General features: G+C 67.4%; 21 protein-coding genes. 13 read left to right on the forward strand and 8 right to left on the reverse strand.

Annotation, left to right across the window (positions count from 1 at the left end):
• The first annotated feature begins 400 nt into the window (after positions 1-400).
• From AC6I6X_RS13535 to AC6I6X_RS13545, 3 genes are read left to right on the forward strand one after another with little or no spacing between them, the layout of a single operon-like run.
• Positions 401-1,315, forward strand: coding sequence for a decaprenyl-phosphate phosphoribosyltransferase (locus AC6I6X_RS13535; RefSeq protein WP_497931049.1), 915 nt, complete (start codon positions 401-403; stop codon positions 1,313-1,315).
• 31 nt (positions 1,316-1,346) lie between these two features.
• The gene (locus AC6I6X_RS13540; protein ID WP_497931050.1) at positions 1,347-2,033 is read left to right on the forward strand and encodes a PHP domain-containing protein; all 687 of its coding nucleotides are present in this window, start codon (positions 1,347-1,349) and stop codon (positions 2,031-2,033) included.
• Positions 2,030-2,995 carry a lysylphosphatidylglycerol synthase transmembrane domain-containing protein gene (locus AC6I6X_RS13545; protein WP_497931051.1) on the forward strand — a complete coding sequence of 322 codons (966 nt, stop codon included), beginning with the start codon at positions 2,030-2,032 and terminating at the stop codon, positions 2,993-2,995. The genes AC6I6X_RS13540 and AC6I6X_RS13545 overlap by 4 nt, the downstream gene beginning before the upstream one ends.
• 64 nt (positions 2,996-3,059) lie before the next feature.
• Here AC6I6X_RS13545 and AC6I6X_RS13550 read toward each other — a convergent pair whose 3' ends face one another.
• The 4 genes from AC6I6X_RS13550 to purB all read right to left on the reverse strand — a co-directional run bounded on the left by AC6I6X_RS13550 (position 3,060) and on the right by purB (position 8,757).
• Entirely contained in the window at positions 3,060-4,364 is a 1,305-nt protein-coding gene (locus tag AC6I6X_RS13550; protein ID WP_497931052.1) for an aryl-sulfate sulfotransferase, read from the reverse strand.
• Positions 4,365-4,608: 244 nt separating this feature from the next.
• The gene (locus AC6I6X_RS13555; RefSeq protein WP_497931053.1) at positions 4,609-6,261 is read right to left on the reverse strand and encodes a class I adenylate-forming enzyme family protein; all 1,653 of its coding nucleotides are present in this window, start codon (positions 6,259-6,261) and stop codon (positions 4,609-4,611) included.
• Between the two features lie 151 nt (positions 6,262-6,412).
• A complete protein-coding gene (locus AC6I6X_RS13560) occupies positions 6,413-7,300 on the reverse strand; it encodes a DMT family transporter (protein WP_497931055.1) in 888 nt (295 codons plus the stop codon).
• A gap of 68 nt (positions 7,301-7,368) precedes the next feature.
• Entirely contained in the window at positions 7,369-8,757 is a 1,389-nt protein-coding gene (gene purB / locus AC6I6X_RS13565; protein WP_497931056.1) for an adenylosuccinate lyase, read from the reverse strand.
• A 167-nt stretch (positions 8,758-8,924) separates the two neighbouring features.
• Between purB and AC6I6X_RS13570 the strand changes: the two genes are divergently transcribed.
• Positions 8,925-10,652 (forward strand): formyltransferase family protein, encoded by a 1,728-nt coding sequence (locus AC6I6X_RS13570; RefSeq protein ID WP_497931057.1) that lies wholly within the window; start codon positions 8,925-8,927, stop codon positions 10,650-10,652.
• An 87-nt stretch (positions 10,653-10,739) separates the two neighbouring features.
• Positions 10,740-11,168, forward strand: coding sequence for a DUF6069 family protein (locus AC6I6X_RS13575; protein WP_497931058.1), 429 nt, complete (start codon positions 10,740-10,742; stop codon positions 11,166-11,168).
• A 10-nt stretch (positions 11,169-11,178) separates the two neighbouring features.
• Here the strand turns inward: AC6I6X_RS13575 and AC6I6X_RS13580 are convergent, their stop codons facing one another.
• A complete protein-coding gene (locus AC6I6X_RS13580; protein WP_497931059.1) occupies positions 11,179-11,535 on the reverse strand; it encodes a hypothetical protein in 357 nt (118 codons plus the stop codon).
• Positions 11,536-11,685: 150 nt separating this feature from the next.
• Between AC6I6X_RS13580 and AC6I6X_RS13585 the strand changes: the two genes are divergently transcribed.
• A complete protein-coding gene (locus AC6I6X_RS13585) occupies positions 11,686-12,498 on the forward strand; it encodes a glycerophosphodiester phosphodiesterase (protein WP_497931060.1) in 813 nt (270 codons plus the stop codon).
• A 56-nt stretch (positions 12,499-12,554) separates the two neighbouring features.
• On the opposite strand, the gene AC6I6X_RS13590 is transcribed toward AC6I6X_RS13585, so the two are convergent.
• Entirely contained in the window at positions 12,555-13,418 is an 864-nt protein-coding gene (locus tag AC6I6X_RS13590) for a universal stress protein (protein ID WP_497931061.1), read from the reverse strand.
• 133 nt (positions 13,419-13,551) lie between these two features.
• On the opposite strand from AC6I6X_RS13590, the gene AC6I6X_RS13595 reads away from it, so the two are divergent.
• Positions 13,552-14,298 (forward strand): SIMPL domain-containing protein, encoded by a 747-nt coding sequence (locus AC6I6X_RS13595; protein ID WP_497931062.1) that lies wholly within the window; start codon positions 13,552-13,554, stop codon positions 14,296-14,298.
• A gap of 89 nt (positions 14,299-14,387) precedes the next feature.
• On the opposite strand, the gene carA is transcribed toward AC6I6X_RS13595, so the two are convergent.
• Positions 14,388-15,464: a glutamine-hydrolyzing carbamoyl-phosphate synthase small subunit gene (gene carA / locus AC6I6X_RS13600; RefSeq protein WP_497931063.1), complete on the reverse strand. Its 1,077-nt coding sequence runs from the start codon at positions 15,462-15,464 to the stop codon at positions 14,388-14,390.
• A gap of 102 nt (positions 15,465-15,566) precedes the next feature.
• Here carA and AC6I6X_RS13605 point away from each other — a divergent pair, with 102 nt between their 5' ends.
• From AC6I6X_RS13605 to AC6I6X_RS13615, 3 genes are all read left to right on the forward strand, one after another.
• On the forward strand, positions 15,567-15,980 hold the full coding sequence (locus tag AC6I6X_RS13605) for an Lrp/AsnC family transcriptional regulator (RefSeq protein WP_250140834.1): 414 nt from the start codon (positions 15,567-15,569) through the stop codon (positions 15,978-15,980).
• 259 nt (positions 15,981-16,239) lie between these two features.
• The gene (locus AC6I6X_RS13610; RefSeq protein WP_497931064.1) at positions 16,240-17,079 is read left to right on the forward strand and encodes a VOC family protein; all 840 of its coding nucleotides are present in this window, start codon (positions 16,240-16,242) and stop codon (positions 17,077-17,079) included.
• Between the two features lie 103 nt (positions 17,080-17,182).
• Positions 17,183-17,839 (forward strand): trimeric intracellular cation channel family protein, encoded by a 657-nt coding sequence (locus AC6I6X_RS13615; RefSeq protein WP_497931065.1) that lies wholly within the window; start codon positions 17,183-17,185, stop codon positions 17,837-17,839.
• 21 nt (positions 17,840-17,860) lie between these two features.
• Here AC6I6X_RS13615 and AC6I6X_RS13620 read toward each other — a convergent pair whose 3' ends face one another.
• Positions 17,861-18,568, reverse strand: coding sequence for a PHP domain-containing protein (locus AC6I6X_RS13620; protein ID WP_497931066.1), 708 nt, complete (start codon positions 18,566-18,568; stop codon positions 17,861-17,863).
• Positions 18,569-18,622: 54 nt separating this feature from the next.
• Between AC6I6X_RS13620 and AC6I6X_RS13625 the strand changes: the two genes are divergently transcribed.
• The 3 genes from AC6I6X_RS13625 (at position 18,623) to AC6I6X_RS13635 (ending at position 20,798) form a co-directional block, all read left to right on the forward strand.
• On the forward strand, positions 18,623-19,555 hold the full coding sequence (locus tag AC6I6X_RS13625) for a diacylglycerol/lipid kinase family protein (RefSeq protein ID WP_497931067.1): 933 nt from the start codon (positions 18,623-18,625) through the stop codon (positions 19,553-19,555).
• Positions 19,556-19,677: 122 nt separating this feature from the next.
• A complete protein-coding gene (locus AC6I6X_RS13630; RefSeq protein ID WP_497931068.1) occupies positions 19,678-20,244 on the forward strand; it encodes an NUDIX hydrolase in 567 nt (188 codons plus the stop codon).
• A 242-nt stretch (positions 20,245-20,486) separates the two neighbouring features.
• Entirely contained in the window at positions 20,487-20,798 is a 312-nt protein-coding gene (locus AC6I6X_RS13635) for a DUF7853 family protein (protein ID WP_497931069.1), read from the forward strand.
• The last annotated feature ends 9 nt before the right edge of the window (positions 20,799-20,807 follow it).

Raw genomic sequence — 20,807 nt, forward strand, 5'->3', positions numbered from 1 at the left:
GCCGAAGACCGCCGTCGCGGCGGGGCGATTAGAGAGGGGCCGAATCCGAGACGAGCAATCGTTCCGCGTCGCGAAATCGAGCCGTTCACCCGCTCGCGAAGCGGTTGTTCTGACTCCAATGGAACGTTACGGGAGTGGGTGTCCCGATCGGTCACGACCGCCCGAACACGGGCCCGCGAGAGCGGCAGCGGCGGGTACGGGCGTTCGACGGTCGGTTCTCGTACCCCGATCGATCCGTTCCGGTTCTGGAACCGACCCGACCGACCGATCGGTCGTCCCTGCGTCGAATTCGGGGATCGGTCATCCGGCCCCTGCCGTCGGTTAGCGTCAGGGTATCCCCGTAAATCGGACACAAGCAAGCCGGATCTTTTTGCTCCCCTGTGTGGGGCCATAGAGACAGATGGCCCGCGCACACCCTGCCCAACGTCGGGTCGCAGTAACCGTCTCCGGCCTGGTAAAGGAGATTCGCCCCTGGCAGTGGTACAAGCAGAGCGTGCTCCTTCTGGGACTGGTCTTCTCGAAGAACCTGTTCGATCCGGTTGCGGTCACGAACGTCGCCCTCGGCATCGTCGCCTTCTGTGCGATCGCCGGCACGACCTACATCGGCAACGACATCCTCGACGTCGAGGAAGACCGCAACCACCCGCGGAAGAAACACCGTCCCATCGCCAGCGGCCAGGTCCCGGTGGCCGTAGCGGTCTCGTTCGCACTCGTGCTCTTCGTGGGCGGACTCGCGCTCTCGTGGTACGTCGGCCCGCTGTTCCTCCTCGTCGTGCTCACCTACCTCGGCCAGAACGCGCTCTACTCCTCGTTCCTGAAGGACGTCGTCATCGTCGACGTGATGATCATCGCGATCGGGTTCGTGCTGCGAGCGATCGCGGGCGTCGTCGCAATCGACGTCTACCTGAGCCCCTGGCTCGTCGTCTGTACCTTCCTCGGGGCGTTGATGCTCGCGCTCGGGAAGCGCCGCCACGAGATGGCCGTCAGCGACGATCCGGCGGCGTCGCGCGCGACCCTCGCCGAGTACACCGAGGAGACGCTCGACCAGTTGCTCGTCGTCGTCCTCGCCGCGCTGATCGTCTCCTACTCGCTGTACACGTTCTTCCGCGGCGGACTGTGGATGATGTCCACGCTCCCGTTCGCCTTCTTCGCGGCCTTTCGCTACCATTTCCTCGCTCACACGCGGAACCTGGGCGGCGACCCGAAGTTCCTCTTCGGCGACCCTCCGTTTCTCGTCAATCTCGCCGTCTGGGGACTGCTCGTCGTCGCGGTCCTTTACGAGGTTCCGGCCCGATTAGTCGGGACGATCGCGTGACTCGCACACACCGCTCCACATCGAGACCAGCATGACCCGGCGATACGATCTCCAGGTGCACACGGACGCCTCCCCCTGCTCGAGCGCGTCGCCCGAGCGCGTGGCCGCGGCGGCGGCCGACGCCGGACTCGACGGCATCGTCGTCACCGATCACGACACGCTCGCCAACGTCGACGCCGTTCGGGCGGCCGCGCCGGACCACCTCGACGTGGTTCCCGGGGTCGAGGTGACGACGACCGAGGGACACCTGCTCGCGATCGACGTTACGGCGGCGCCGCCCCTGACCGACCCGCTGACGGCCGTCGATCGCGTCCACGAACAGGGCGGCGTCGCCGTCCTCTCGCACCCGTTCGACACGTTGCGACAGTGCTACGAGACGGATCTCGGCGCCCTCGCGGCCGCCGTCGACGGCGTCGAAGCGGTGAACTCCCGGTGCGTCCGCCGTCGGTTCAACGATCGCGCGGCGGCGTTCGCGACCGCCCGCGACCTGCCGGCGACCGGCGGGAGCGACGCGCACTTCCCGATGGAAGTCGGCCGGGCGTACACCAGCGTCGAGGGCGACGGCACGCTCGCTGACGCCGTTCGCGACGGGCGCGTCCGGCCGGGGGGCCGCGGACGGTACCTCTCGGGACACGTCGCGACGAAACTCCTCCAGTTCCGAACCGCCTCCAGTCGCGCCGTCGCGAGCCTCACGTCGGGGGGAGTCCTGCGACGATGAGCGACTACAGCGAGACCGTCGTCGATCGCGGCCGGGCGGTCGTCCGGGACCACGGCGTCTGGGTGACGGCGCTGTTCTCGGTCGTCGTCTTCCTCGGTCTCGCCGTCTACGCGGACGTCGGCGACGTGACGAGCGCCCTCGCGGCCGTCGACTGGCGCACGTTCGCGGCCGTCCTCGGCCTGACGACCGTCGGCTACGGCTTCCGGTTCGCCAAGTGGCACTACTACCTCCGGTGTCTCGAGGTCGACGTTCCGCTGGACGCGAGCGCCGTCACGTTCTTCAGCGGCCTGATGATGGTCGTCACGCCCGGGAAGGCCGGCGAGGTCTGGAAGGCGTGGTTCCTCAGAGACAACCGCGGCGTGCCCGCGAGCAAGACCACCTCCGTCGTCGGCGCCGAGCGGGTGACGGACCTCGTCGCGCTCGGCGCGATGGCCGCGCTCGGCCTGGTGGTCTACAGCCGATCGTCGCTCCCGATCGTCATCGTCCTCGGCGCCATCGGGGCCGGGATCGGCCTGCTCCAGTGGCGACGGCTCTGTCTAGCGATCCTCGATCGACTCGAGTCGTTTCCGGTCGTCGGCGGCCACGCGACCGAACTGGAGCAGTTTTACGAGAGCGCGTACCGCCTGTTCCAGGTTCGCCCGCTGGTCGTCTCGACCCTGTTCAGTCTCGCCGCGTGGGGGCTCGAGGGAGTCGCGCTCTGGCTGGTACTCGACGGCTTCGGCGTCGAGGCGGGCGTCGTGGTCGGCCTGTTCGTCTTCGGCCTCGGATCGGTCGTCGGCGCCGTGTCGATGCTCCCCGGGGGACTCGCGGCCGCGGAGGCGTCGATGGTCGGCGTGCTGGTTACGTTCGGCTACCCGGAAGCCGTCGCGGCGGCCGCCACGATCGTGATCCGCGTGGGGACGCTGTGGTACGCCGCGGCGCTCGGGACGGCGGTGTTTCTCACGTACAAGGCATCCCGGTGACGGACAAGGCATCCCGATGAGCGATCGCGTTCCCGCTCACCGATCGACGGCGACCGACCACGGATCACCGATCGGCGGTGAACCGTCGCCAGGTGAAGACGCCCCCCTCCGCACAGAGCCACAGCGCGCCGAGGCCGATGCCGACGACGTGCAGTATCTGCGGGAGGTGCATCCACGTCGGGAAGACGTACCGGGCCATGGCCTCCCACTCCCGGATCGTCGACTCGAGGGGGCCAGGTTCGCCGTCGACGTCGGTCAGTTCGGTCCCCGGCGGGACGTCCGATCGTTCGCCGACGCCGACCCGGTCGGCCTCGTACGGCTGCGGCATCACCTCGCCGCGGGGATCGTGGAACTGCCAGACGATCTCGCCGTCGGGGTCGACCTCGAGCACGCGGTTGTTCCGGGTGTCCGTGATCAGCGTGTTGCCGTTGGGCAGCCGATCGGCGTCCCGGGGCCACTGGAGGCGCTCGCTCGAGGGGCCGGTGTACTGCCAGACGCGTTCTTCTGTCGCCGTGTCGAGTTCGACGATGCGATCGTTCCCGCTGTCCGCGACGACCATCGTCCCCGCGGCTTCGATGCGGTGTGGATTGTGCTGTCTGGCCATGACGTCGTGATCGCCAGGGGTACCGATGACGTCGACGACGTCGTCGGTCTCCGGGTCCACCTCGATGATCACGTCGAAGTTGCGGATGCTCAACTGGAAGTTGCCGTTCTCCAGCCGATCGATGTCGTTCACGTGCGTCCAGTCGTCGTGTTCTCCCTCCTTTTCGGGGCCGCCGTACTCCTCGTAAAACGGCGTGCCGGGCGTCAGGTGGTCTTCTGCCTGCCACTCCCAGGTGATCTCGCCGTCGCGGTCGACGGTAAACGCACGATCGGCCCCGGTATCGACGATCGCCGTCTCGCCGTTCTCGAGGCGCTCGACGTCGTGGACCTCGTGGTCGGCGATGAACTCGTCGTACCAGTCGTACTCCCAGACGACCTCGTCCGTCTCGGTGTCGATCTCGACGACGCGGTTGTGGACGCAGTGATCGTCCTCCTCCTCGTACTCGAGGAACTCCTCGTCGCAATCTTCGGCAGGCGTCCTGACTGCGACGGCCGCGAGCACCGTCCGCTCGTCGAGTCGTTCGACGCCGAAGACGCGCGAGTCCGGCACCGACCACTCCCAGACGACCTCGCCGTCGGGCGACAGTTCGACGATGCGCCCGTCGCTGGAGAACGAGTGGACGCCGACGAGCGTGTTCCCGGGGTACCTATCGCCGTCGTCGACGACGGTCGGATCGCGATCGATCGCGACCGCCTGGATCCCGAGCGACGCGATTAGCAGGACGATGACGACGACGGCGACGGTGACGCGGGTTCGCTGGCTCATACGTGTCGTGGGTGAGTCGCGTTCGGAGTCACGGCCCGGGGCCGCCGGTTCGAGAACCGAGCAGGCCGGCACGCCGACTCGATCGGTGCGCTGGGGGCTGCCTCAGCATCCTACACCACAGACCGGGATGAATCTAGGGGCGCCGCTGGGCGAGGTTACCCGGTGGCGGCCGTCGGTTCCGCGTCGGATCGTCGGGTCCGGATTCCCGGTTCGAGGACCGATTCTACAGAGTGAGGGGCCGGTTCTACAGTTCCTCGTCGGTCGACTGGAGCGGTTCGTCGAGTCGCTCCTCGACTTCCTCTTCGAGGACGTAGCGCTGGACCTTCTGTGTCGCGCTGCGGGAGAGTTCCTTGACCGTGAACACCCGCCGCGGGTGGGCGTAGGTCGCGACTCGATCGAGCGCGAACGCACGCAGGTCGGCCTCGGAGACGTCCGCTCCCGCCTCGGGGACGACGAACGCGACCGGGGCCTCGCCTTTCACCTCGTGGGGTGCGGCGACGACCGCGGCCTCCGCGACGTCGGGGTGCTCGTACAGCGCGTCCTCGACTTCCGCCGGGTAGACGTTGTTCCCGCCGGTGAGGATCATGTCGTCGGCCCGATCGACCATCCAGAAGTAGCCGTCCTCGTCGACGCGGGCGACGTCCTCGGTGTAGAACCAGCCCTCGTCGTCGAACACCTCGGCGGTCTTCTCGGGCCGGTTGTGATACCCCTCGAAGACGTTCGGCCCGCGGATCGCGAGTTCGCCCGTCACCGCCTCCTCGTCGTCGAAGTCGATCTCGGGATCCGGGAACGGTTCGAGGTCGTCCGGTGCGATCTTCGTCTCGCGGGTCGCCGGATCGACGATCTTCAACTCGATGTTCGGCAACGGCGGACCGATACAGCCGGCCTCCTTGCGCACGCCGCGGGCCGGTTCGAGCGTGCCGCCGGGCGATGTTTCGGTCATTCCCCACCCTTCGACGACGGGCACGTTCCAGGCCTCCTCGATGCTCCGGCGGACCTCCTCGGCCAGCGGCGCGGCCGCGCAGGTGACGTCGTCCAGCGACGAGACGTCGTACTCGTCGGGGTTCTCGCGGTACTCCCGGAACATCATGGTGTACATCGCCGGGACGCCCGCGAACTTCGTCAGGTCGTGTTCGTCGATCGCCGTGAGCATGTCGACCGGATCGGGTTCGGGCTGCAGGACCATCGTCGCGCCGCGATAGACGAACGACCCCAGCAAAGCGTTCAGCGCGTAGATGTGGAACAGCGGCAACACGAGCAGGATCGAGTCGTCGGCGTCGACCGCCAGCCCGCCGCGGCTGTAACTCTCGAGCGTCGAGAGGATGTTCCGGTGGCTGAGCAGAACCCCCTTCGGTCGCCCCGTCGTACCACTGGTGTAGGGCTGGACGGCGATCTCGTCCATCCCGCGATCGACCGGGTCGAACGTCTCGTCGGCTGCCATCGTCGCGTGCGAGTAGTTGACGACCCCGCGCGCTTCGTCGGCGACGCCGGGCAGGAACAGCGTCTCGACGCCCGCGGCCGCCGCGAGGTCCTGGGCCTCGTCCGCGAGGAACGCGGAGGCGATCATCGTGTCGATGCCCGCGTCCTGGATGACGTACCCGAGCGTCTCGGGGTCCATCCGCAGGTTCAGTGGCGTCGCCACCGCGCCCGCCTTGAGGATCCCGAAGTAGGCCGACGGGAACTGTGTCGTGTTCGGGATGAACAGGCCGACCCGATCGCCCGGTTCGACGCCGTGGTCGACCAGGACGTTCGCGACGCTGTTCGCCTGCGCCTCGAACTCCTCGTAGCTCTGCTCGCTCCCCATGAACGAGAACGCCGTCTTCTCCCCGTACCGATCGGCCGCCATCGTCGGAAGTGCACCCGCGTGTGTGAGCCGATCCCCGTGGTGGTGTTCCATGGTACGTACCATCATACCACATGACAAGTGATAAAAGATAGTCGTCGATACGGCAGTGTCGACGCGAGTGATGGACCGATCGGTCACGACCAGTTCCAGCGAGACTATCGAAATCGAACGGTGATCCGATCGGCGGACGGCTCACGCCTCGTTACTCCCGTTCGAGCACGATCACGCCGGTCAGGATCAGGACGCCGCCGACGACGGTCGTCGCCGTGACCGGTTCGGCGAACAGTATCGCACCGAGGGCGACCGTCACGGGCGGTTCCGCGGTGCTGACGATGCTCGCTCGGCTGGCCCCCACGTACTGCAGGCCCGCGAAGAACGTCACGACCGGGACGGTCGTCGCGAAGACGGCGATACAGAGCAGAATCGCCCACGCCGACGGGGTCGTCGGAACCGCGAGTTGCCCCGTCGCCGTGCCGATGACGACGTACGACGCCCCGGCGGCCGGAAGCACGTATGCGGTCAGGACCATCGGGTCGACCGCATCGAGTACCGCTCTCGAGCCGGTGATGTAGAAGGCGTACGCGAGCGCGCCGCCGAGCACGACGATCACGCCGACGAGCGACGCACCGGCCGGGTTCGCACCGGTGACGAGGACGATGCCCGCGAAGGCCAGACAGAGTGCGACCAGCATGGGCCGACTCGGCCGCTCGCCGATCGTCGCGACCGCGAGAACGACGACGAACGCGGGATACGTGTAGAGAACGATCGCGACCAGTCCGGCGGTCATGAACTCCAGTCCGAGGAAGTAGAGCCCGCTCTGGGCCGTGTAGCCGATCGCCCCGAGTGCGAGGGCGATCCACAGCGGTCGGCCGCGGAGGATCGTCGCCTCGCCCCGCCACGCGAGGAAGAGCCAGACGAGCAGACCGGCGAGCAGGAAGCGAAAGACGAGCACCGTCGGGATCGAGAGGTTCGCACGCTGGGCGTACGTCCCGAAGATGCCGAGCGTCCCGAACCCGATCGCCGAGAGGAGCACCAGCGCGATGCCGACGTATTCGGCGTCGAGGGACCGGGACGTGGGACTGTCGCTCATCTCGGATTCGTACCCTCGGTTCCGCATATCGGCTTACAAAGACTCCGATCGGCGCCCGTCGCGATCGGTTACCGCTCGAGGTCGTCGACCAGGTCGCTCGCGACCCCGGTGTACCCTTCGGGCGTTAGCGCGTGCAGTTCCTCGCGGACGTCCTCGTCGACGTCTAGGTCGTCGAATAGCCTGCGGAAGTCCTCGATCGTGACGTCCTTCCCCCGGGTGACGTCCTTGACGCGCTCGTAGGCGTCCGCCTGGCCTTCGCGACGGAGGATCGTCTGGACCGCTTCGCCGATGATCTCGGGGGTCGACTCGAGGGCCCCGCGCATGACCTGCTCGTTGGGGACGACCTTCTCGAGGCCGGCCGCGGTCTTGCCGTAGCCGATCAGGCAGTGGGCGAACGCGGCACCGATGTTGCGCTTGACCGTCGAGTCCGAGAGGTCGCGCTGGAGCCGCGAGGTCGTCACGTAGTCGGCGAGGAATCCGAGATCGGAGTTGGCCTTCGAGAGGTTCCCCTCGCTGTTCTCGAAGTCGATCGGGTTGACCTTGTGGGGCATCGTCGACGACCCCGTTTCGCCCGCGACCGCTTCCTGGCCGAGGTAGCGATCGGAGACGTAGAGCCACATGTCGAGGTCGAGGTCGAGCAGCACGTCGTTGGCCCCCCGGAAGGCGTCGAACAGCGCGGCGAGGTCGTCGCAGGGGTTGACCTGCGTGGTGAGCGGTTCGAATTCGAGGCCGAGACCGGTGACGAACTCCTCGGCGACGGCCTGCCAGTCCACGTCGGGGTAGGCTGCCACGTGCGCGGCGTAGGTCCCGGAGGCACCGCCGAGTTTGCCGGCGAGGGCGTCGGTCGCCTCGCGGATGCGGCCCGTCGCGCGCCCGAGGCGGGCGGCGTAGACGGCCATCTCCTTGCCGAAGGTCGTCGGGGTCGCGGGCTGGCCGTGGGTGCGCGCGAGCATCGGCAGGTCACGGTAGTCGCGGGCCATCTCCGCGAGCGCGTCCTGGACCGCGTACAGTTCCGGCAGGAGGACCTCGTCGACGGCGTCGCGGACGAGCAGTCGATGGGCGAGGTTGTTCACGTCCTCGCTGGTCAGGCCGAAGTGGATCCACGCAGAGGCGTCGCTGCCTTCCGGGAGTCGGTGGCGGACGAAGTACTCGACCGCCTTGACGTCGTGGTTCGTCGCCTCGAAACCGGCGTGGCCCTCAGTCTCGAGTTTCTTGATCAACTGGGCGTCCTCCTCCGCGAAGTGCCTGTACAGTCCACGGAGGTGTTCGCGATCGTCGATGTCGAGTTCGAGCGGCGTCGCGTCCAGGTCCGCGAGGGCGATCAGGTACTCGACCTCGACGCGGACGCGGGCCCGCATGAGCGCGGCCTCGCTGGCGTACGGCGACAGCGGTGCGGTCCGGCTACCGTAGCGGCCGTCGAGCGGCGAGACGGCGTACAGGGCGTCGGTGTCGGTCATCGTCCGATTCTTTCCACCGTCGCGCAAAAGGGTATCGAAAGTCGGAGCCACGACTGTGCATATTTCGACGCGTGCGATCGAGTATTGTCGCAAATATATACACAATTATGTATAATTAGCCGGTCGAGACCGCAACCACTTTGGCCTTCGCGGGTGGGAGTCCGACCATGACGCGAATCGCCGGGATGGCCGGCAACCGAGGGCGCAACCTGTTGAACATCGCCGATCGAGCCCCGGGCGGGGCCGAACTCGCCGTCGTGCTGACGAACGGCGAGGACGCGCCGGTGCTCGAGTCCGCCGCCGAGCGCGGGATTCCGACCGAGGTCGTCCCGCTCGAGGACGACATGAGCCGCCGCGAGCACGAGGAGGCGGTCAACGAGGCGCTTTCGGGCCACGAGTTCGACCTCGTCTGCCTGGACGGCTACATGCGGATCCTCTCGGACACGTTCCTCGACGCCCAGCCGACGACGCTGAACGTCCACCCCGCACTGCTCCCGTCGTTCCCCGGGATGGATGCCTGGGGCGACGCGCTCGACGCCGGCGTCTCAGTGACCGGCTGTACGGTCCACGTCGTCACCGACGCGACCGACGAGGACGGGAGTGTCGTCGAAAGCGAGGTCGACGGCGGCCCGATCGTCACCCAGGAGCCGATCCCGGTCTACGAGGGCGACGACGAGGAGACGCTCAAGGAGCGCGTCCTCTACGAGGGCGAGTTCCGCGCCTACCCGCGTGCAGTGAAGTGGTTCGCCGAGGGTGCCGTCGACGTGGATACGGAGGCGGGCGAAGTGACGGTCGACGCGGACGCCTCCACCGCGCCGGACGCCGAGGGGCTACCCGCTCGCCGACTCGTCTCGAGCGATCGCGCCGGCACCCTCCGGTACGGGGAGAACCCCCACCAGGACGCCGCGGTCTACGCCGACTACACCTGCGACGAGGCGAGCGTCGTCCACGCGGATCAGCTGAACGAGGGCGCGAAGGCGCTGTCGTACAACAACTACAACGACGCCGACGGCGCGCTGAACCTCATCAAGGAGTTCGACGCGCCCGCGGCGGCGGTCATCAAGCACACCAACCCGGCGGGCTGTGCGACCGCCGACTCGCTGGCCGAGGCCTACGAGAAGGCGCTCTCGACTGACCCGATGAGCGCCTTCGGCGGCATCGTCGCGCTCAACCGGGAGTGTGACGCCGAGACCGCCGAGCAGATCGTCGACTCCTTCAAGGAGGTCGTCGTCGCGCCGGGCTACACTGACGAGGCTCTCGACGTACTCTTCGGGAAAGAGAACCTGCGGGTGCTCGACGTCGGTCGCGAGGCGCGTAGCGCCTCGGACGCGAGTAGCGCGGAACGGAGTTCCGCGGACAGTCGAGCGGCGGAACCGCGAGACGACGGCGACCAGCCGCGAGCACTCGGGGGGACGACGGAACGGTTCACCGAGAAGCCGATCGTCGGCGGCCGACTCGTTCAGGAGCGGGATCTGCAATCGATCTCGGCAGACGACCTCGAAGTCGTGACCGAGCGCGAACCGACGGACGAGGAACTCGAGTCGATGGTGTTCGCGTGGCAGACGCTCAAGCACGTCAAATCGAACGGGATCCTCTTCGCCGACGGCACCGAGACGGTCGGGATCGGGATGGGGCAGGTGTCCCGCGTCGACGCGGTCCGCCTCGCCGCGATGAAGGCCGACGAACACGCCGAGGGCAAGGACGCCGAGGGCGCGGTCATGGCCTCCGACGCGTTCTTCCCGTTCCCGGACGGCATCGAGGAGGCCGCGAAGGCGGGGATCGAGGCGGTCGTTCAGCCCGGCGGGTCGGTCAACGACGACGACGTGATCGAAGCCGCGGACGAACACGACATGGCGATGGCGTTTACGGGTCAGCGGAGCTTTCGACACGACTGAAATCCGGACGCCGATCGCTCGGACACGACCGCGTTCGGGCCCATCGGCGAGTGCGTAGTTTATAGCCGCCCCCTGCCTACCACCCGCATGGGAACCACAAACACACGGTACCCGGTAGCCACGAGTGCGAGCAGTCTCGTTCGTCGGACGACACTCGGCATCGTGGTCGCGATCGCCGCCAGCCTGCTCGTTCTCGGGGTCGTCTCCCTTCTCGGCGTCGACCTCGGCGTTTCCGGGCCGGACAGCCCGTTCGCCGCCGGACCGACGATCGCGAGCGTCATCGTCGCCGGCGCCGGGGCCGCCGTCGCCTACGCGGTATTGGCCCGCGCGACCGCCCGCCCAACCCGGAACTTCGTCGCCCTCGCCGCCGTCGTCTTCGTTGCCATGCTGGCCCCGGTGTTCCTCATCGCGCCCTCGATGGGCGTTTCGCCGGTCGGACAGGCGGTGTTGGTAATCGTTCACGCCGCCGTCGCCGTGCCTCTCGTCGCCGTCCTGATCGGCGCGGTACGTCTCTGACCGTCGGCCGTCACGTCCGGGTCCGGTAGTGGGCCCGGATCGTCGTGCCGATCCGAACGATCGCCACACTGAGGACGTAGTAAAATCCGAGCAGGAAAACGAACACGAGGGTCTGCTGGAGGCCGGGAACGGCAAAGAGCGCGTCGAGTCCGATCGGTTCGAGCAGCCACGACCGGATGCCCGCGACCGGCGCGTAGACCAGCAGCGAGAAGAGCAGTTCGAATCCGGAGAGGACGGCGGTGGGGAGCCCGATCGGCTGGCGGAAGGAAAGCGCCGCGAGGCAGGTCGGCACGGCCGCGAGCGCGAGAAAGACCGTGAGAACGGGACGGGCCCGGAGCCAGGCCGTGACGCGCTCGAGTCGATTCACGTCGCCATCCTGACCATTTGACAGTAAAGCTGTTGCGGATTCGGCGATACACAGAGCCCCCGACCGGCCGAGTGACCGTGCGCGTGTGGTACCATGCACCGTCATTTCGCCGGAAGAAAATTGATATGGATGCAATGAAAGACGTCGAATATGTCGTTTCCCTCCCGACCCGACGTCTCGCGGCGACGGCTGCTCGCCGGAATGGGTGCGGGAATCTCGGGAATCGCCGTTTGGGGACTGTCGCCGCTGGTCGGGTCCGGATCAGTGACCGAAGATCGGCCGCGAATCGTCGGTCACCGCGGCGCGGAGGGCCTCGCACCGCCAAACACGGCGGCCGCGATCCGGCGCGCGCTCGAGGTCGGCGTCGACGGCGTGGAACTCGACGTGCGACTGACCAGCGACGGCGAACTACTGTTGTTCCACGACCCCGTCCTCGACTGGGACTCGACCGGGCACGGCTGGATCCGGAACACGCCCTGGGACGAGATTCAGGGGACCCGAGTCGACGGCGAACCACTCATCACGCTCGATCCGGCGCTCGAGATGATCGCGCCGACGGACGCGTCGATCTACCTCGAACTGAAAGACGGCGGCTACACCGAGACGGTCCTCGAGACCGTCGCGGAGCACGGCCTCACCGATCGGACCACGATCATCTCGTTCGACGAACCGGCGCTCGACCCGGCACAGGCGGCCGGCGTTTCGACTGGCCTGGTCGGGTCGGTGCCGACGCCGTGGCTCGCCGAGGACGCGGCGACCGCCGGTGCCGACGCGGCGTTCACGCACTACGCACCCCACGGCGTGCCGACCTTCGTCGACGAGGCGCGGAACCGGGGACTCACCGCCGGCGTCTGGAAACTCGTCGATACGAAAGAGACCATCCGCGACGTGCTCGAACACGATCTCGACGTCCTCGTCACGAACCGACCGGATTACGCCTTCGACGCGCTCGAGGACGCCTGAACCCGACGGGACTGCTGTTGCGATCGCGACGATCCCGGTGCTCATCGAGAGAGCGGTCACCACCGGATCCGATCGCGAACTCGCCGCCAGAGCGTCCGAGAAACGGGTTCGTTGCGTCTTGCCATGATCACCGTACTGTCGGCCCCGCGCGCGACGGCTTCCGGGACGCTGCCCACGAGCACGCGCCGGAGAAAGCCGCCCTCGGCGGCACCGACGACGGTCACGTCGTGGCGTGCCGTCCGATCGACGATCGTCTCGACGACCGGCCCCGTGAGAACGGTCCGCTCGACGGACGGGACGGCACCCAGCGCCGACTCCGTGCTGGCGAGCAGGTCCCGCGCGTCGGCGACCGTGTCGTCGTCGCGGTCCGTGACGATCGTGACGAGTTCGACGTGGGCCTCGCGTTCCCGGGCGAGCGACCCGGCGGTCTCGGCGGCGAGGGCGGTGTTCGGCCCGCCGGCGACGGGGACGAGAATCGACGAGATTCCACCCGGCCCCTCGTCGAGTCGCTCGACGAGCACGTCACACGGCGCGTCGGCCACCACCGCGTCGATCGTGCTCCCGAGAACGACGTCCTGTCGGCGCGGCCGACCGCGCCAACCGAGCAGGATCGTCGACACGGGGTCGTCCTCGGCGAGTCCGCAGATCGCAGCCGCCACGTTGCGGGCGAACCTGATCCGACCCGTCGCGTCGACGCCGTTCGCCCGGGCCTGCTCGACCACGTCGTCGACGAGTGCCTCGCGATCGTCGATCTCGAGTTCACGGCGCGCCTGTTCGAGCGAAAGCTGGACCGGAACGGTGACGACCGACAGCACGAGGATCTCCAGCGCGCGATCGCGAGCGATGTCGATCGCCGTGTCGAGCAGTCGATCGGCGGTGTCCGGGTTCGCGACGGGGAGCAAGAGGCGATCGGGTGGCATGGGTGAAGGGCGCCGTGCCGTCAGTGACCACGTGTCGCGACAAGTACCTGACCCGTCCGACGGGAACAGCATCACTCAAAGATCCATTTGAGCTTGACGAGGTGTTAATTCACTGCCACGAGAGCGATCGGATATGGATCGACGACAGTTCCTCGCGGCATCGAGCGTCGGTGTCGCAACGGCGATGGCAGGCTGTGCCGGAAGCGCCCTCAGCAGCGACGAGAACCAGGGTGCGACGACCACTGACGAGACCGGGTACGAGATCACCGTCAGCGCCGACGGCGAGGTCGAAGCGGATCCGGACAGGGCGACGGTCAGCGTCGGCATCGAGGCACGCGGCGACACGGCCGAGGCGGTCCGTGACGAACTGGCCACGCGATCGGACCCGCTCCGGGAGGCGTTCGACGACCTTGGCCTTCCCGACGAGAACGTCGAGGAAGGCCGGTATCGCGTCTCCCCCGATCGGAACCGGGAGGACATCGGGGACGGCTTCCGCGGATCGCGATCGTTCCACCTCACGATCGACGACGTGGACCGCGTCGGCGAGGTCGTCGACGCGGCGATCGAGGCCGGGGCGGACGACGTCGGCCGCGTGAATTTTACCCTGCAAGCGGAGACGCGCGACGACCTGCGCAACGATGCACTCGACGACGCGCTCGACAACGCCGACAGCGAGGCCGAACACGTCGCGGCCAACCGGGACGTCGAGATTACCGGCACGAAATCCGTCACGACGAGCGACGCGCGGATCGGTTCGGTCCGATACGCGGCCGACGACGTCGCGGAAAGCGCGGACGGTGCCGCGCCCGAGACGTCGTTCGACGCCGATCCGGTAACCGTGAGCGCGAGCGTGACGGTGGTGTACGAGTTCGAACGGTAGGCAAGAGAGCAGTGTGAGAGCTACACGATCGGCTCTTCCAGAGGGAGTCCAGCAACGCGAACCGAGAGGAACGAACGGCCGAAACGGCGTCAGTCGTCGGCGGGAACGGCTCGCTGGCTCTGCCCGTCCGCCATGGCGAGGACGTCGTCGAAGAAATCGAGGGTGTCCTCCGGACCGGGGTTGGCCTCGGGGTGGTACTGGCGGGTGATGACGTCGTACTCGATGCCGTCGATGCCCTCCGGCGTGTCGTCGTTGACGTTGATCTGGGTCACCTCGAGATGTTCGCCCGGATCGTCGACCGTGTAGCCGTGGTTCTGGGTCGTCATCACGACCTGGCCGGACTCGAGGTCGAGGACCGGCTGATTGACGCCGCGGTGGCCGAAGGTCATCTTCTCGGTCGTGCCGCCGAGCGCCTCGGCGACGATCTGCTGGCCGAGACAGATGCCGGCCACGGGCGTGTCCTCGACGAACGCCTCGACGAGCGCGATCGCTTCCTCGTAGTTCGCGGGGTCGCCGGGCCCGTTCGAGATGAACAGGATGTCGGGGTCGACGGCCTCGACGGCCGCGGGCGTCGCGTCGTGCGGGAAGACGTGCACGGTCGCGTCGCGCTCGAGCAGCGAGTCGACGATCGATCCCTTCGCGCCGCAGTCGACCAGCGCGACGGTCTCGCCGTCGTTGTCGGCGCCGTGGACGACCGTCTCGTCGACGCTGACCTGCGCGCCGATCTCGGTGTGGTCGCTCATCGCCTTGCACTGCTCGAGTTGCTCGAGGGCGTCCGCTTCGGTGACGTCCTCGCCGACGGCGATCCCGCACTTCATGGCGCCGCCGTCGCGGATGTCGGTGACGACCTCTCGCGTGTCGAGGTGGTCGAGCGCGGGGACGCCTTCGCTCTCGAGCCACTCGGCGACGTCCTCGGTGAGTTCGCGGGCGAGGACCGCACGCGGGTGGACGCGATCGGACTCGAACCGTTCTTCCCGGACGCCGTAGTTGCCGATCAGCGGGTACGAGAACGTCAGGACCTGTTCCTCGTACGACGGATCGGTCAGGCTCTCCTCGTAACCGGTGTAGGCCGTCGTGAAAACCAGTTCGCCACGAGCCGTTCCCGGAGCACGACCACGCCCCTCGATTACGTGGCCGCCCTCCAGTGCAACGTAGGCTGGTGTCATTACGAACTACGTATTGATCCTACCGCCATAAGTGTTGTCTTCGAAGCTGAGTTACGAAATTCGTAATCGGTAAGTGCGGGACACACGTAGTCACGCATCTCCATGGACGACCTGGACCGACAGATCCTCGATATTCTCCGGCGTGACGCCCGGACGCCGTACACGGAGATCGCAGACGAGGTCGGGACGAGCGAAGGCACCGTCCGCAATCGCGTCGAGCGGATGATGGACGACGACGTCATCGAACGCTTTACCATCTCGACCCGGACCGGGAACGTCCAGGCGATGCTCGAGATCAGCGTCGCGGTCGACGTCGACACCAAGGCCGTCTCGGAGCGGATGGCCGAGTGGGACGAAGTCGACTTCGTCTGGATGGTTTCGGGCGAGCAGGACATCGTCCTCGTGGTCGACGCCGCGGACACGCGCGGGGTCAACGATCTGATCACGAAAGCGCGGGACCAGGAGGAAGTCGTGAGCACGAAAACGCGGCTGATTCTGGACGAAGAACTCGGCTAGAGTCTCGATACCGCACGGTGGCGTTCCGGACCGCGACGCACCGTCCGAGTCTGTCGAACGACGATCGGACGACTCCCCGACGTCTGCGATCGCAGACGGCACGCGACGGTGTGTCCGATCGGATCCCGTGAGACGCTGCCCCTGGGTCCGTTGTCGTCTCCCCCTCGGGGCCCGAGTGGCCCGGTAACAGTACCGTCACCAGGTTCGGTCGGCGTTCGCAAAGACACATGCTGAACGTCCGCCAATCGCTAGCGAGACTATGTCTGAGTCCCCTCTCATTCCGGAGACGGCGCGGATCGGCCGCACAGCACTGCTCGTCACGGATCTCGAAGAGATGGTCGCCTTCTATCGAGACGTCGTCGGCCTCACGGTCCTCACGCGCCGTGAGACGACGGCAACGCTCGGCGTCGACGAAACGCCGCTACTCGTCTTGCGACGGGCGGAGAACGAACCGTCCCGGGGACGAGATCAGGCGGGACTGTTCCACACCGCGTTCAAGGTTCCCTCGCGCACCGCACTCGGGGCTGCACTCGAGCGGATTCGCGATCGCTGGCAGGCGGCTGGCGCGTCCGATCACTACGTGAGCGAGGCGCTGTACCTCTCTGACCCCGAGGGAAACGGCGTCGAAATCTACGCGGATCGGCCACGGGAGGAGTGGCCGCGCGCAACCGACGGCACGATCGAGATCGGTACCGTCCCTCTCGATCTGTCCGACGTCGCTGCCCGATCGGACGGGGGCGTCGACGCCCCGGCCGGAACGACGATCGGGCACGTCCACCTGGAAGCGACGTCGCTCGAGGATGCGCGGGCGTTCTACGTCGACACGTTGGGGCTCACCCTCCAGACGGAAGCCCGGTCGGCGCTGTTTCTCGCGGCCGGAGACTATCACCACCACCTCGGCGTGAACACGTGGAAGGGCCGATCACGGCCGGCGGGCGGTCGTGGACTCGCGTGGTTCGAGTTCGTCGTCCCGGACGAACGGGCGCTCGCGACGGTTCGTCGGCGCCTCGCGGACGCCGCGATCGCGGTCGAAGAGCGCGCCGACGGGATCGAAATCGCCGACCCGGACGGAATCAGGATCAGAATTCGAGCGGCCTGACGTCGCGGGACCAATCGGTGTAGACGCTCCCGTACAGTTGGCCGGCGTCGGCGCGAGTCGTGAGACGTAGCACTCAAACGACTCCTCCGCGTAGGACGGAGCAGTGAGTCAGGACGCCATCACGGTACTCTTCGGCGATCCGTTTGCCGTTATGAACACGATCGGGTTGGTCGCGTTCGCACTCGTCGGCTCGTCGAAGGCGATCCGTGAGGAGTTCGACGTCTTCGGGGTGACCATCGTCGGGCTGGCGATGGCGTTCGCCGGTGGCGTCACACGCGATCTCCTCGTGGTGCGAGTCCCGCTGGCACTCCAGTCGCCGCTCGAAATCAGTCTCGGGCTCCTCGGAGTTGGTCTGGCGATCGCGTTGAGCGCCGTTCTGTCGTCGCCGGAGCGCCATCCGGTCACCCTCGTGGCCGACGCTATCGGACTCGCCACGTTTGCGACGACCGGCGCGATCGTCGCAGCCGAAGCGGGCGTCTCCGCGTTCGGCGTCGTCGCGATCGCAACGATCAACGCCGTCGGTGGTGGGGCGGTTGCGGACGTTCTTCTCGACCGCTCCCCGTTCATCCTCTTCGAGGATTTCTACGCGAGCTGTGCGGTCCTGGGCGGAAGCGCCTACTGGCTGGTTGTAACGGTCGGCGGTGCCGAGAGTACGGCTGCGGTGGTATGTGCGGTAGTGACCGTCGGGACTCGGGTAGTCGCGGTAACGTACGACTGGGAGCTCCCCACGATACAGCGTCTAGGACTGCTCCGCAACTAGGGGATTCCCCCTCGCTACGTGTCACTCCTCGCCCGGCGGCGTTCCCACGCCCGGCGTCGGTCGTTCGATCGCGTCGATCACGCGTTTGCGGCGGTGGATCGCCCGGTAGCCCCGGCGCAGGGTCCGATCGAGCCACGAGCGGGAGACGCGTGCGCTGACGTTCCCGTCGCGGATCGCGTCGACGATCGATTCGGGGGTGAGCCGATCGGCGTCGACGACGGTGTACGCCCGGCCCACCTCGAACGGGTAGTGGGCGTCGCTGCCGCCGACCAGCGGGAGGTCCCGCTCGGCCGCGAGTTCCTCGACGAGCGGTTGCGAGCGCGGGTGTTTGCCGTTGACCTCGATTGCGTCGAACGGGACGTCCTCGAGTTCCCGCACCGTGCTGTTCCGGAAGGGATGAGCGACGATCGCGGCGCAGTCCCGGTCGTGAGCGAGTGCGACGGCCTCGTCCGGGGAGAGCGCACCCGGCTTCGTCGCCGCCGGCGGATCGGGGCCGACGACGAGGACGTGACCGCGATCGGTCGTGATCTCGATCCCCGGCAGCGTCTCGAGATCCGGGGCGGGATCGAACGCCGTGTAATAATCGTGGTTGGTCGTCGCGATCCCGTCGAGGCCGCGACGCTCGGCCGCCGCGGCGAGCAACCGGACGCCGAGCGGGTCGAACCGGTCCCCGAGGGGGCGACGGCCGTGGAAGAATCGCGTGTGCGTGTGGAGATCGACGGCGTACATACTGGGGCAAACGCCGGGGAGGCCCTTTTGCGTGCGGCCGGCATGGACCGCACCATGGGATCCGACGGAGCGAGCGATCGCGTCCTCGTCCTCAATCCCGTAAGCGGGAGCGAGGACCACGTCGACGACGTGACCGAACTCGGGGCCGAACACGGCTTCGAGATCCGAACGACCGAGGAGAGCGGTGACGCGATGCGTCTGGCTCGCGAGGCCGCACCCGATGCGGACCTCGTCGCCGCGGCCGGTGGCGACGGGACCCTCAACGAAGTCGTCAACGGGATCGGGGCAGCAGACGAACTCGAAACGACGACCGCGGCCGTCGTCCCCGCCGGGACGGGGAACAACTTCGCGACGAATCTCGGGATCCGAGGTATCGAAGACGCCTTTGCCGTCGTCGAGGACGGTCGACGCCGATCGATCGACGTCGGGATCGCGGACGAGCGGCTCTTCGTCAACTCCTGTGTAGGGGGTGTCACCGCCGAAGCGAGCAGCGAGACGACCTCAGAGAGCAAAGCCGAGTTGGGCGTGCTCGCGTACGTCAAGAACACGCTGGATACGATCGGCTCGTTCGACTCGCTCCCGTTACGACTGGAGACGGCCGCGGGACCGAACGGCGAGTCGGCACGGGCCTGGGAGGGTGAAGCCCTGTTCGTCTTCGTCGGAAACTGCCGGCGGTTCAGCGGGACCCGGGCCGCGCAGGCCAACGTCGAGGACGGGCTGTTCGAGGTCACGATCGTCGAAGACGCCGCGACGCCCAACCTGCTCGGCGGGGCGGCGCTCGAGGGCCTGTTCGGCGCGGACAGTACGCACATCGTCCGGCGTCGGACGCCGTCGCTCGTCCTCGAGAGTCGGCGGGGCACGGTCGAGTACAGCCTCGACGGCGAGATGCTCGAGACCCGGACGTTGCACCTCGAAACCGAGCCGGGAACGCTCGAGTTCGCCGTCGGAGACGGCTATCAGCCCGATCCCGACGACGGAGAGCTGTGATCGATCTCGGTGTCGAACGACGGCGATCGCTGACGGCCGCTCGCGGGCACCGCGACCGCGCCGGACTCGCTCGAGGCGATCAAGCCGATACTGGTTTCAAGAGTCGCCGTAATTGTGGGCGTATGAGCACCCAGGAGGACAACCTCCCGCACAAGAACGCATCCCAGGACGTCATCGCCGTCGACGAAGACGACACCGAACTCGACCTCGTCAACCGTCTCGAGGCCCACACGGGCGACGGCATCCGCCATCGGGCGTTCACCTCGCTCGTCTTCGACGAGGAGGACAACATCCTGCTCGCCCAGCGGGCTCCCGGGAAGCGCCTCTGGGGCACGTACTGGGACGGCACCGTCGCCTCCCACCCCGTCCAGGGTCAGAGCCAGGAGGAGGCCACCCGCCAGCGGCTCGAGGAGGAACTCGGCATCACCCCCGACCAGTACGACGACCTGCGCCTGACCGATCGCTTCGAGTACAAGCGCTACTTCGAGAACGCGGGCGTCGAACACGAGGTCTGTGCTGTCCTCCAGCTCACGCTGACGGACACGACGCTCGATCCCGACGAGGAGGAGGTCGCCGGCCTCATGTGGGTCCCCTACGAACGGCTCCACTCGAACCCCGAGTGGTACCGCCAGCTCCGGCTCTGTCCGTGGTTCGAGATCGCGATGCGCCGGGACGTCCGATCGGACTGACGCCTCGCGCCCGACACTGCCGCCGAAATCCGGTTTTCGATCGATCGGACGATACTCGCCCCAACGGTCCACGATCGGCCGGCCGGACGACACCGAGCGCGATCGGTTCCCCGGCGTTCTCGCCCCGTCGATCCGCCCCGAAGCCGACGCCGTCGGCGCCAGTATGCCAATTGGTAACAAGGTTTATTACACCACCCTTCGTAGCGTCGTCCGAGGGCCGACAAATCGGTCCGTGTGACGTAATGAGTTCCACACCCCAGGAAACCGAGACGCACGAAGTCACGCTCTCCAGAGAAGAGCAGTGGGTCGTCCACCACGTCCTGTCGACGCGCGTCGACGACGCGCTCGACGACGAGGAGACCCCGCCGGACTGGACGCTCGATCTGGTCGAGACGATCGAATCCGGTGCGGAGACGCTCACCGGCTATCAGGCGCGTCGCCTCCACGACGCGCTCGGCGAGTACGTCGACCAGGACGGGATACCCCAGCAGGACGACGTCCACGGATCGGCCGTACTGACACGGCTCGAGGAACTCCTCGAGGCCGAGCACTGAGAAAAATCG

This window comes from Halosolutus sp. YCN4 (genome assembly GCF_059736495.1).